The sequence below is a fragment of the Streptomyces sp. NPDC041108 genome (genome assembly GCF_055592645.1).
Window position 1 is genome coordinate 1 of record NZ_JBVIYK010000028.1, and the last position, 12,536, is coordinate 12,536.

General features: G+C 72.8%; 7 protein-coding genes. 6 read left to right on the forward strand and 1 reads right to left on the reverse strand.

Features of this window, described 5'->3' with window-relative positions; all coding sequences use genetic code 11:
- Positions 1-64 precede the first annotated feature (64 nt).
- The 6 genes from ACZ6BB_RS39585 to ACZ6BB_RS39610 all read left to right on the forward strand — a co-directional run bounded on the left by ACZ6BB_RS39585 (position 65) and on the right by ACZ6BB_RS39610 (position 11,089).
- Positions 65-4,030 (forward strand): SDR family NAD(P)-dependent oxidoreductase, encoded by a 3,966-nt coding sequence (locus ACZ6BB_RS39585; protein ID WP_471619947.1) that lies wholly within the window; start codon positions 65-67, stop codon positions 4,028-4,030.
- Positions 4,031-4,344: 314 nt separating this feature from the next.
- Positions 4,345-7,020 (forward strand): LuxR C-terminal-related transcriptional regulator, encoded by a 2,676-nt coding sequence (locus tag ACZ6BB_RS39590; RefSeq protein WP_471619948.1) that lies wholly within the window; start codon positions 4,345-4,347, stop codon positions 7,018-7,020.
- 188 nt (positions 7,021-7,208) lie between these two features.
- The gene (locus ACZ6BB_RS39595) at positions 7,209-7,418 is read left to right on the forward strand and encodes a DUF5988 family protein (RefSeq protein ID WP_471619949.1); all 210 of its coding nucleotides are present in this window, start codon (positions 7,209-7,211) and stop codon (positions 7,416-7,418) included.
- Positions 7,419-7,432: 14 nt separating this feature from the next.
- Positions 7,433-8,800: a crotonyl-CoA carboxylase/reductase gene (gene ccrA / locus ACZ6BB_RS39600; RefSeq protein WP_471619950.1), complete on the forward strand. Its 1,368-nt coding sequence runs from the start codon at positions 7,433-7,435 to the stop codon at positions 8,798-8,800.
- Positions 8,797-9,789 (forward strand): 3-oxoacyl-ACP synthase III family protein, encoded by a 993-nt coding sequence (locus ACZ6BB_RS39605; RefSeq protein WP_471619951.1) that lies wholly within the window; start codon positions 8,797-8,799, stop codon positions 9,787-9,789. Before ccrA ends, ACZ6BB_RS39605 begins: the two co-directional genes overlap by 4 nt.
- 88 nt (positions 9,790-9,877) lie before the next feature.
- Positions 9,878-11,089 (forward strand): cytochrome P450, encoded by a 1,212-nt coding sequence (locus tag ACZ6BB_RS39610; protein ID WP_471619952.1) that lies wholly within the window; start codon positions 9,878-9,880, stop codon positions 11,087-11,089.
- A 108-nt stretch (positions 11,090-11,197) separates the two neighbouring features.
- Here ACZ6BB_RS39610 and ACZ6BB_RS39615 read toward each other — a convergent pair whose 3' ends face one another.
- Positions 11,198-12,418 (reverse strand): cytochrome P450, encoded by a 1,221-nt coding sequence (locus ACZ6BB_RS39615; protein ID WP_471619953.1) that lies wholly within the window; start codon positions 12,416-12,418, stop codon positions 11,198-11,200.
- Positions 12,419-12,536: the final 118 nt, after the last annotated feature.

Genomic DNA, 12,536 nt, shown 5'->3' on the forward strand with positions numbered 1-12,536 from the left:
GGCGTATGTGCGTGGTGCCTCGGTGGACTGGCGGGCGTGTTTCGAGGGTACGGGTGCCCGGGCCGTGGACCTGCCCACGTACGCCTTCCAGCACCGGCGCTACTGGACCGAGATGCCCGTCGCCAAGTTCGGTGACGCGGCACTCGCCGGGCTCGGCCGGGTCGAACACCCCCTGCTCGGCGCGGTCGTGGAACCGGCCGACGCCGATCGCACGGTGTTCACCGGCCGGCTCTCGCCGAGGGACCAGCCGTGGACGGCCGACCATGTGGTGCACGGGACGGTCCTGCTGCCCGGCACGGCCTTTCTGGAACTGGCTCTGTGGGCGGGGGAGTGGCTTCGGGCTCCCCATGTCGACGAACTCGTCCTGGCGGCGCCGCTGGTGCTGCGCGAGTCGGAGCCGGTGCGGTTGCAGATCGTGGTGGACGAGCCGGACGAGGAGGGGCGGCGCGCCGTGCGCTTCTTCTCCCGCGCGGAGTCGGCGGACGAGGAGGAGTGGACCCGGCACGGCAGCGCCGTCCTGAGCGGGGCGCCGCAGCAGGACTTCGATCTGGGCGCGTGGCCGCCCACCGGCGCCGAGCCCGTCGAACTGGACGGCCTCTACGAGAAGATGGCGACCGCCGGGTTCGGGTACGGGCCGGCCTTCCGCGGGCTGCGGGCCGCGTGGCGGCGCGGCGAGGAGGTGTTCGCCGAGGTCGAGACGGATCCCGCTCACGCCTCGGGCGACGGCTTCGTGGCGCACCCCGCGCTCCTGGACGCCGCCCTGCACGGCGCCGGCCTGCTCCCGGGCACCCTGGACGGCGGCGCGCGGCTGCCGTTCTCGTGGTCGGGCGTCACGGCGTACGCGACCGGCGCCACGTCGTTGCGGGTCCGGCTGGCCCCCGCGGGCACCGACGGGCTGTCCGTCCACGCCGTGGACGCCCTCGGCGCACCCGTCCTCGCCGTGGACGAACTCGCCTTCCGGCCGGTCACCCCCGACCGGCTGACGCCTGCGGCGTCCGGCGCGCCGGACGGACTGCTCCGCGTCGAATGGCGGGAACTGCCGGTCCAGGCCGCCACGGTCGGGACGTACGCGTGGCTGGGTGCGGGTGCGGGCGTCCTGGACGGTGGGTCCGGCCGGGGCGACGGGAACGCGCCGGAGGGCGCCGGGGGCCGGTGGCAGGTCCACAGCGATGTGGCGGCCCTGGACGCCGCGCTCGCGGGAGGCGCGACGGTGCCCGCGGCCGTGGTCGCGTGCTGTCCCGTCACGGCTGCCGAGGACGCGCCGGCCGACGCCGCCGAACGCGCCGCCGGCTGGGGTCTGGAACTGGTGCGGCACTGGCTGGCGGACGGCAGGAGCGCGGAGCCGCCGCTGGTCGTGGTCACCCGCGGCGCGGCGCCGGTGCCGGGCGCGGCGCCTGCGGCCACGGGCACCGCCCACGCGACCCTCGTCGGACTGCTCCGTTCGGCCCAGGCGGAGGCGCCGGGACGGATCCTCCTGGTGGACGTGGCGGACGACGCTCTTCCGCTCCCCCCGCCCCTGCTCGATCCGGCCCTGCTCGATCTGGCCCTCGCCGCCGCCGAACCCGAGGTGGCCGTACGGGGGGACAGGGTCTACGGGCGGCGTATGGCGCGTGTCGTGGACGAGGCCGGTGTGCTGCGCGCTCCGGCCGGGGTCGCGCAGTGGCGGCTCGATGTCACCGAGCCGGGGTCGTTCGGCAACCTGGCCCTCGTGCCCGACACGGACGGGACCGGTGAACTCGTCGAGGGCCAGGTGCGGGTGGCCGTCCGGGCGGCCGGAGTGAACTTCCGGGACACCCTGATCGCGCTCGGCATGTACCCCGACCGGGCCCGGCTCGGCAGCGAGGGGTGCGGGGTGGTGACCGAGGTGGGCCCCGGTGTCGTACGGCCGGCCCTCGGGGACCGGGTGATGGGCACGCTGGACACCCCCTTCGCGCCGCTGTCCGTGGCGGACGCCCGGCTGCTCGCGCCGGTACCCGACGACTGGACCGATGCGCAGGGCGCGTCGGCCACGGTCGCGTTCCTGACCGCGTACTACGGCCTGGTGGACCTGGGCGGGCTGGGCGCGGGCCGGCGCGTGCTGATCCACGCCGGGGCGGGCGGGGTCGGTTCCGCCGCCGTGCAGCTCGCCCGCGCCCTCGGGGCCGAGGTGTACGCGACGGCCTCCCGGCCCAAGTGGGACGCGCTGCGCGCGGCGGGCCTGGACGACGCGCACATCGCGGACTCACGCACCCTGGAGTTCCGGGACACGTTCCTCACCGCCACCGGCGGCCGCGGCATGGACGTCGTCCTCAACTGTCTGGCGGGGGAGTTCACCGACGCCTCCCTCGAACTGCTCCCGTACGGCGGGAAGTTCGTCGAGATGGGCAAGACCGACCTCCGGGACCCGGGGCACATCGCCGACGGTCACCCGGGGGTCGCCTACCGGCCCTTCGACCTCGCCGACGCCGGGCCGGAGCGGATCCAGGAGATCCTGCGCGAGCTGGGGGCCCTGTTCGCCGACGGCACCCTGACCCCGCCGCCGGCCACCGTCTGGGACGTCCACCACGCTCCGAGTGCCTTCCGGGCGCTGGCGCAGGCCACGCTCGTGGGCAAGGCCGTCCTGACCGTGCCGCGCGCCGGGGCCGCCCCCGACGAGGCCGTGCTCGTCACCGGCGGCACCGGCACCCTGGGCGCCCTGGTCGCCCGGCGTCTCGCGACCCATCACGCGGCGCGTCGTCTGATCCTTCTGTCCCGCTCGGGTCCTGAGTCGGACCAGGCGCGCGCCCTGCGCGCCGAACTCGCCGACGAGGGCGCCGACGTGGAGATCGTCGCCGGGGACATCGCGGACCCCGGTGCCGCCGACCGGCTCCACGACGTCCTCGCGCGCCGCTCGCTGCGGCTGGGCGGCGTCGTGCACTGCGCGGGCACCACCGACGACGGCGCGATCGGCTCGCTGACCCCGGACCGGCTCGGCGCGGTGCTCCGGCCGAAGACGCACGGGGCCTGGAATCTGCACCGGCTCGCACAACTGCACCCCGAGCTACGGCAGTTCATCCTCTTCTCGTCGGCCGCCGCCACCGTGGGGTCGCCGGGGCAGGCGAACTACGCGGCCGCCAACGCCTTCCTCGACGCCCTCGCCCACCACCGGCGGGAACAGGGACTGCCCGCCGTGTCCATCGGGTGGGGACTGTGGGAGCAGAGCAGCGCCCTGACCGCGCATCTGGACGCCACCGACCGCCGGCGGCTGCGGGCCGGCGGCTTCCGCCCCCTGCCCACCGACGAGGCGCTCGCCCTCTTCGACGAGGTGCTGCTCGGCAGGACGGCGGGCCCCGCCGTCGTGGCGGCACCGGTGGACGGCGCTGCCCTGCGGGCACGGCACGCGCGTGATCCGCTGCCCGCGCTGTTCCTCCCCCTCCTCGGCCCGTCCGCCGCCCGCGCGCGACGCCGGGCCGCCGTCCAGGAGGCGCGCGAGCCGGGAGAGGCGCTGCGCGCACGCCTGGCGGCCATGCCGCAGGAGCGGCGCACCAGCGCCCTGCTGGGTGTGGTGCGGGGCGAGGTGGCCGCCGTGCTCGGGCTCGGCACACCACAACTGGTGGACGCAGGGCGGTCGTTCCGGGAGATGGGGTTCGACTCTCTCACCGCCGTCGAACTGCGAAATCGGCTCAATGCCGTCACCGGATTGCGACTTCCGGCCACTCTGGTCTTCGATCACCCCAGGCTCGACGTGCTCGCCGCCCATGTGTCGGCCGCGCTCGCGCCGGGCGGGGCCGGGGCGGAGGCGGCGCCCGACGCCGGTGCGAAGGAGGCGGAGATCCGCAGCCTCATCATGTCGGTGCCCTTGGCGCGACTGCGCGAGAGCGGTCTGCTCGATCCGCTGCTCGCCCTCGCCGCCGGCCGCACGGCACCGCCGGGCGGGTCCGGGCACGCCGAAACCGACCGGAGCGAAGGGATTCGGGCCATGGACGCGGCGGCTCTGGTGGAAATGGCCAGATCCCTTTCCGTGGACGGCGAAGAAGACCGAGAACTGACGCGTAATCATCCCCCTCGCTGAACTCCGAGAATCCCGATGCTTCGGGTGCGAAGTGTTTCCGGAATGCTCACTTCCATGCTTGCTGTGCCTTGGCTATGTTGGGGGCGAGTCCGTCCCGACCGTACGGTCGAGGCGGTGGAGCGGCTTATGTGGTAACGGCTCGACTTACCGATGCGGTGTTTGCGGGGGCACTGGCCGCATCGGACAGTTCTACAGACCGTCCGGCGCGCTCTGCGATCGTTCTGGGTTGATTCCACAGAACACGCAGAACACGGTGGGGTGTGATTGGGGTTAGGTACATGTTGTTTTCTGCCCGGGACGACAAACTACAACTCATGAAGTCCCTCCTCGAAGAGTGCGCACGCGGCACCGCCACGACCGTGGTTCTCGAGGGCGGCGTCGGCTGTGGGAAGACCGACCTCGTGGACGGCTTCGCCCACTACGCCGCGGAGACCGGCGCGACCGTCCTCACCGCCGGTGACATCGGTGGCCTCCCCGCGCCGGGGACGCAGAGCACGGCCCCGACGGGCTCACCGGCGGACGACGAGTCGCTGCAATGGGAGGACCTGATAGCGAGGCTGGCCGAGACCTCGCCCGTCGTCGTCTGCTTCGACCGGCCCGAGGACCGCGAGGCGCCGCACTGGCGCCGGCTGCTGGAGGCCACGCGGCGCCGGCTGCGCAAACGCCCCGTCATGCTGGTGATCACCCTGCTGCCGTTCGTCGGCTGCGAGGGGGAGGTGCACTGCGACCTCCTGCGGCAGCCCAACCTCCATCGGATCAGGCTGGGCCTGCTGGACAGGAAACAGACGGCCGCACTCTGCGAGGAACTCCACGGCACCCGCCCGGACGACGCGGTCCGCGAGGCGCTGTACACCGCGAGCGGCGGCAGCCCTCTGCTCGTCCACGCCCTGGCCGAGGAACTGGACATGCGGACACCCGCAGCCCCCTGGCCCTACCCCCGCGGCCTGTACGCGCAGGTCGCCGTGGACTGCGTACGCCACAGCGGGCCGCTGGCCGAGACCGTCGCTCAGGGGATGGCCGCGCTGCGCGAGTTCTCCGACCTCCCGTCCCTGGCCGCCGTCCTGCCCCTGGACTCCGCGGAGATCGTGCGCGGCATGGACCGGCTGCGCGCGGCCGGACTGGCGGACGGATGGCGGCTGCGGCATCCGGTCATGGAGGCCGCGGTGCTGGAACAGGCCGGCAGTGACCGGCGGGCCGAGATCCTGCTGCGTGCCGCCGAACGGCTGCGCGAGCGCGGCGCGGGCGCCGGGGTGACGGCACGCTATCTGCTGGAGATCGGCCGGGTCACCGAGCCGTGGCAGTCCGCCACCCTGCAACGGGCCGCCGACGAGGCCCTGGCCGTGGACGACGCCCGGTTCGCCGACGCGTGCGTGGAACTCGCGCAGGAGTTCACGACCGACTGCTGGGAGCGGGCCCGGCTGGCGCTGAAACGTTCCGTGGTACTGCTGCGGACGGAGCCGTGGCGGGTCGAGCAGCAGTATCCGGAGAAGACCGGGTGGCCGCAGTGCGCCCACGGGTCGGACGGCTGCCCCGCGCGGGCCGTGCTGAGCGCGCTGCTGATGATCGGCTGCGGCCGGCTGGAGGAGGGCCGGACCATGCTCCGCGGGGTGGCCCCGCTCGCGTTCGGCACGGGGGAGGAGGGCCACCAGCCGGACCACTTCAACGAGGGCTGGCCGTGGTTCTTATGCCTCACCCCCGGCATCCCGGACGCCTGGTCCCTGCGGATGTCGTCCGAGCGGACCGCCTGCGGCGAGGGCCATGACACCGGTGGCAGGGTCTCGGCCGACGGCGTGAGGATCAACGTCTGCGTCAACCACCACCACCTGCGGGCACGGGCGGTCCACACGATCGAGGAGCACCTCGGCTCCTGGACGCTCGGCGACACCACCCTGGCGCTGATCGTGCCCGAGCTGCGCCATCTCATCGCCGCCGGCCGGCCGGACCTCGCGGACGCCTGGTGCGAGCACTTCGGGCGCGAGGCCGCCGAACGCGGCGTCGAGGGCTGGCGTCAGATGTTCATCGCCCTGCGCGCCGAGAGCGCTCTCGCCCAGGGCAGGCTGGCGGAGGCCGAGGCGTACGCCCGTGAGGTCGTCGACCTGGGCGGGGAGGCGCCGAGCCACTGGCTGTGCGGCGGGGTCCTGACGGTCCTGATCACCGTGTGCACCGCGTCCGGTCAGTACGAGGAGGCGGTCCGGCTCCTCGACCGGCCCGTCCCCGACGGGTTCTTCCGCAGCGTCTACGGGCTGGACTACCTCAGGGCCCGCGGCCGCTTCCTGCTGGCCGTGGGCCGGCCGCATCTCGCGCTGTCGGACTTCCTGGCCGTGGGCCGGTACACCGAGCGCTGGGAGCTGTCCCTGCGGCCCCGGCCGACGTGGCGGATCGATGCGGCCGAGGCGTGGATCGCGCTCGGCAACGCCCGGGAGGCCGAGCAGCTGCTCGCCACCCACGAGGCCACCGGTGTCGACGACGCCCTGGTCACCGGCTTGTGGCTACGGGTCCGCGCCCAGCTCGCCGAGGTGCGCGAACGGCCGGACCTGCTCACCCGGGCCGCCGAACAGTTAAAGGTCTCGGGCAACTCCGTGGAGCTGGCGCGGGTGCTCGTCGACCTCGCCGAGGCGTACCGGGACCTCGACCAGTCCGCGCGGTCCGACCTGACACTCCGCAAGGCGCAGCAGCTCACCGAGGAGTGCGGGGCGGGGCCCCTGCGGGAACGGATCGCGTTGCTCGGGCTCGTCGACGGATGTCCCGTCCTCCGGCCGCCCCGGGGGTCCCTGCGCCTCCAGGACCCCGCGGCGAAGCTCAGCGACTCCGAAAGGCGTGTCGCGGTGCTCGCGGCCAGGGGCATGACGAACCGCGCGATCTCGGCCGAACTCTTCATCACCGTCAGCACGGTCGAGCAGCACCTCACCCGTGTCTACAAGAAACTCGACATCACCTCCCGGCAGGAACTGCCCCCGCACATAGAACTGGGGTTACCGGAGAGTGCGTGAGGCCGTTCTTACGGGGCCCGTAGGGGTTGTTCCCCCGGCCGGCCGCTGCCAGATTTCCTGAGACGGTGAATCCGTGTTCCCCGGACTGCGATCCGGCGGCCCCCGACCCCGGTCCCCGATCCCCGGTCCGGACGCGCGATCCGTCATCCGCGTATTCGTGAATCCGCGAGAGAACAGAGGTTTTCGGCATGGTGAATTACAAGGTGCTGCTGTCCGACGGCCCCCCGTCCCTTCCCGAGGAGGAAAGGGTCCAGTTCACGACCTCGCTGACGGAGAAGATCAAGCACCGGTTCGGCGCTGGATATGAGCACTTTGTCCATGAAGGGGAATTCATCACGCTCGACGGCGAAGAGGTCGCCGTATTCCGCTGGACGACCCGGACCGCGATCGCGGAGTAGGGGGCGCGGCCGACATGGGTTCTGTGACTGACGCGGTGCTCGCCGGGGCGGACCCCGAGGAGCTGGAACGCGCGGCTCTGCCGGAGGAGTTCACCGCCGCCCACCTCCGCATCGAGGACGTGGACGTCTTCCGGGACGTCGCCGACAAGGACGTACGCAAGACGCTTCGCGTCGGCCCGGTGCCGATGCCGGAGCCGGCACCCGACGAGGTGCTGATCGCCGTCATGGCCAGCTCGATCAACTACAACACCGTCTGGTCCGCCACCTTCGAACCCCTGCCGACCTTCCGGTTCCTCGCCTCCTACGGCAGACAGGGCGGCTGGGCCGCCCGCCACGACCAGCCCTACCACGTCCTCGGTTCGGACGCGGCCGGGGTCGTCGTACGGGTCGGCTCCGCCGTGCGGCGGTGGCGCGTGGGCGACCACGTCCTGGTCAACGCCGCCTGTGTGGACGAGCAGGAGGCGGTCACCCAGTCCGACGGCATGCTCGGTGAGCACCAGCTCGCCTGGGGCTACGAGACCAACTTCGGCGGCCTCGCCCACTACTGCCTGGCCCGGGCCGGTCAGCTCATCCCCAAGCCGGCCCACCTCACCTGGGAGGAGGCCGCGTGCGTGCCGGCCTGCGCGGGCACCTCCTACCGGATGCTGGTGTCGGACCGCGGCGCCCGCATGAAACAGGGCGACGTCGTGCTGATCTGGGGCGCCACCGGCGGAGTCGGCGCCTACGCCGTGCAGTTCGTCAAGAACGGCGGCGGCATACCGGTCGGCGTCGTCGGCTCGCCGCAGAAGGCGCAGGCACTGCGCGCCCTCGGCTGCGACATCGTGATCGACCGGTCGGAGATCGGCATCGGCGAGTCCGAGGGCGACGACTTCGAGCAGGCCATCGCCGACGGCAAACGGCTCGGCGCCGTCATCCGCCGGGAGACCGGCGAGGACCCGCACATCGTCTTCGAACACGTCGGGCAGGCCACGTTCGGGATGTCCCTGTTCGTGGTCCGGCGCGGCGGCACGGTCGTGACCTGCGGCTCCAGCACCGGATACCGGCACCGCTACGACAACCGCTACCTGTGGATGAAACTGAAGCGGGTGATCGGCAGCCATGTGGCCAACCTCCACGAACAGTGGGAGTGCGCCCGGCTGTTCGGCCAGGGCCGCATCATGCCGGTGATGTCCTCGCTGTTCCCGCTCAGCGAGGTCGGCGAGGCCACCCGGCTGGTCCAGCGCAACGAACACATCGGCAAGGTCGGCGTGTTGTGCCTCGCCCCCGAACCGGGACTGGGCGTCACCGACCCCGAGCGGCGCGCCCGCATCGGCGAGGACCGGCTCAACCCGCTCCGCCCCTTCGCCGCCGACGTCCCCGGAGTCCTGGCGGTGTCCCGATGACGCCCGCCGTCGGCATCCTCGGCACCGGTTCCTACCTCCCCAAGGAGGAGATCACCAACGAGGACATCGCCCGCCGCGTCCCCGGCATCACCGCCGAGTGGATCGGCCGCCGCACCCTGATCACGGGCCGCCGCTACGCCGCACCCGACGAGGCGACCTCCGACCTGGCCCGGCACGCCGCCACCGCCGCCCTCGACGACGCGGGCGTCACGGCCGACCGTATCGACCACCTCATCGTCGCCACCTCCACCGGCGACGCGCCCCTCCCGCCCACCTCCTCGCTGGTGCAGAACGCGCTCGGCGCCCACCGCGCGGCCTGCTTCGACATCAACATCGCCTGCGCCGGCTTCGTCTACGCCCTCGACATCGCCCGCGCCCTCGTCGCCCAGCGCCCCGGCAGCCTCGCCCTCGTCATCGGGGCCGACCTGTACTCACGGTTCCTGGACTACTCCGACCGGGGCACCGCCGTCCTCCTCGGCGACGCCGCCGGCGCCGCGGTCGTCGGCGCGGTCCCCGAGCCGTACGGGATCCTCGGCACCGAACTCGTCGGCCGGGGCGACGTCCACGAACTGATCTGGATCGAGGGCGGCGGCAGCCGTGTCCCGGCCTCCGCGGAGACCGTCGCGGGCGGCGGGCACCACCTGCGGATGATCGGCCGCGGCGTCGCCGACTTCGTCATGACCAACGTGCCCCCGATGATCACCCCCCTGCTGGAACGCACCGGCACGGCCCTCGACGACATCGCGCACTTCGTGCCCCACCAGGCCAACGGAGTCCTCCTCGCCCAACTGGTCGAACGCTGCGGTCTCACCGGCGCCCGCACCCACACCCCCCTCGTCAAGTACGGGAACATGGGCGCCGCCTCGGTGCCCGTCGCCCTCGACGAGGCGTCCCGCGCGGGCCTGCTGGACGACGGGGAACTGCTGCTGCTCGCCGGTTTCGGCGCGGGCATGGCGGCCGGACTGTGCCTGCTGCGCTGGTCGGCCTGAAGCCCCGTACACGTCCCTCACCCTGCACCGCCGCGCCCCGTCCGTACGCCCATCATGCCCGGCCTCCCTCACAGAAGGACCACGTGCCGTGACCGAAGCCCCCGCGTCCGACGACGTCGACCTGCCCCTCCTGCGCCAGTGCCCCTACGCGCCGCCGGAGCGGTACGGCACCTTCCGGGCGACCGGAGCCCCCACCCCGGGGCGGATCTACAACGGTCGGCGCGTCTGGCTCGTCACCCGCCACGACCAGGCCCGCGCCGTCCTCGGCGACGAACGCTTCAGCTCCGACATCACCAACCCCGGATATCCCCTCTACGCCGCAGCGTTCGAGGGGTTCCGGGCGTTCCCCCTGCTCAACACGATCGATCCGCCCCTGCACACCGCCCACCGCAAGGCCCTCGTACGGGAGTTCACCCTGCGCCGGGCGGAGGACCTGCGGTCCCGGATGGAGCGCAAGGCCGACGAGCTGATCGACGCCATGGTCGCCGCCGGCGGATCCGCCGATCTGGTGGGGCAGTTCGCCGAGCCGTTCGCGGCGAGCATCACCTGCTGGGCGCTCGGCATGGAGTACGCGGACATGCAGGCGTGGCTCGCGAGCGTCTACTCGGCCGACGGCGTGCCCAAGGACCCCGAGGAGGCGGCGGCCGCGGCGGCCAAGGCGATCCTCGCGCTGCAGGAGTACTTCACCCGGTTCGTCGACACCAAGTACGAGTCCCCGGGCGACGATCCGATCAGCCGGGTGATCGCCGAGCACGTCGTGGGCGGGTCGCTGACCAAGGCCGAACTCGCCGGCCTCTGCTTCGTGATCTTCACGGCGGGCCAGAAGCCGGTGCAGACGATGCTGACCGTCGGGGTCGGGATGCTGCTGGAGCATCCCGACCAGCTCGCCCTCGTCCGGGAGGACCCGGCGGTCCTGCCGTCCGCCGTCGACGAGACCATCCGGATGGTCAGCCCGCTGGATCTGATGCCCCGGGTGGCCCGGGAGGACGTCGAGGTGGGCGGACAGCTGGTCCGCGCGGGCGAGGGTGTCATCGTCGCGGGCGGCGGCGCCAACCGTGACCCGGCCGAGTACCCCGTCCCCGACCGCTTCGACGTGCGCCGCTCCGCCCGGGGACACCTCGCGTTCGGCTCCGGCATCCACCACTGCCTGGGCGCCAACCTGACCAGGGTCGGCCTGGAGGTCGCGTACGGAGCACTGTTCCGGCGCCTGCCGGAGCTGCGGCTCGACGCCCCGCTGCAGGAGGCCTACGTGATGCCCAGCTGGCACCCTGACATCCCCCGGCTGCCGGTCTCCTACTGAGCCCCGCTCCGCCCCGCCATCGGCCGCCCGGTGGCGGGGCGGTCCACGACGGCACGCCGAGCGGCCGCCGGCCCCAGGAGGCCGGCGGCCGCTTCCGGACGCGGACGTTCAGGCGTTCTTCGTCACGTCGACCAGCAGACGGCGGGGGCCCACCACGTTCTTCGGGTGGTGGTACGCCACCGCGTCGTCCTCCGCGACCACGGACAGCTCCGGGAACCGGTCGAGCAGCAGGTTCAGGACGATCCGGCCCTCCAGGCGGGCCAGCGGGGCGCCCATGCAGAAGTGGACGCCCTGGCCGAAGCCGAGGTGGCGGCCCTGCTGGTCGCGGTGGAGGTCGAAGCCGTCCGGGTCCTCGAACCGCTCCGGGTCGCGGTTGGCGGCCACCGTCCACAGGGTCAGCACCTGGCCGGCGGGGATCGTCACACCGCCCACGTCCGACTCCCGGGTGGTCATCCGTACCAGCCGGGAGAAGGCCGGGCGCAGCCGCACCGCCTCTTCCACCGCCGCCGGCACCAACGACCGGTCGCGGCGCACCTCGGCCAGCGCCCCGGGGTTCTCGTCCAGGCACAGCACCGTGCTGCCGAGCACCGCCGTGGTGGTGATGTGCCCGGCCAGCAGCAGCGTGCCGACGAAGCCGACGATCTCGTCGTCCTCCAGCTCGCCGTCCTCGGTCCGGGCGGTGACCAGCTGGCTGATCAGATCGTCCCCGGGCCTCGCGCGGCGCGCCGCGATCTGCTCCAGCATGTACGCCCGCATCTCCGTGGCCGTCTGCACGAAGGAAAGGATGTTCTCCTCGCTCGGCAGGGCGCTCTCGCCGCCGCCGTTGGCCGAGATGAAGGCGAGCCCCCACTTCTCGAAGAGGGCCCGGTCCGCCAGGGGGATGCCGAGCATCTCGGCGATCACGAATACGGGCAGCGGATGGGTGACCGCCTCCACCAGGTCGAAGCGGTCCCGGCCCGCGACCGCGTCGAGCAGGCCCTCGGCCAGCTCGGTGATCCGCGGCTCCAGACCGGCCACCAGCCGCGGCGTGAACGCCTTGCTGACCAGGGACCGCAGCCGGCGGTGCATCGGCGGGTCCATTCCGACGACGTTCCCTTTCGCGATCCAGCCCGTGTCCGGGTGGGTCGGAATCACGGCCGACATGTCACTGGAATAGGTTTCGGTGTCGGACAGCACCCGGGAGACGTCGGCATGGCGGAAAACATGCCAAAGGCCGGGGAAGGCATCGGGAAGAACCGGACTGTCCCGCCGGTTCTTCGTCAGCCAGGCGAGCAGGGACGGAAAATCGTCCTGGGTTTCGGGCATCGGAGACTGCTGATCGGTGGTCATCGTCTCGCTCCTTCGGGAAGGAACCGGGCAGGACGCCGGTCCCGCCCGCCGGAGCCTAGTGACCTCCGGTAATGCCGAACACCCCTAGCCCGGCCGGGTGGCCCCCGATCCATCGCGG

What these genes read in the sequence shown, in the direction of transcription:
- ACZ6BB_RS39590 (WP_471619948.1), top strand. Translation starts at nt 4,345, where the DNA reads ATGAAGTCCCTCCTCGAAGAGTGCGCACGCGGCACCGCCACGACCGTG.
- ACZ6BB_RS39595 (WP_471619949.1), top strand. Translation starts at nt 7,209, where the DNA reads ATGGTGAATTACAAGGTGCTGCTGTCCGACGGCCCCCCGTCCCTTCCC.
- ccrA (WP_471619950.1), top strand. Translation starts at nt 7,433, where the DNA reads ATGGGTTCTGTGACTGACGCGGTGCTCGCCGGGGCGGACCCCGAGGAG.
- ACZ6BB_RS39605 (WP_471619951.1), top strand. Translation starts at nt 8,797, where the DNA reads ATGACGCCCGCCGTCGGCATCCTCGGCACCGGTTCCTACCTCCCCAAG.
- ACZ6BB_RS39615 (WP_471619953.1), bottom strand. Translation starts at nt 12,418, where the DNA reads ATGACCACCGATCAGCAGTCTCCGATGCCCGAAACCCAGGACGATTTT.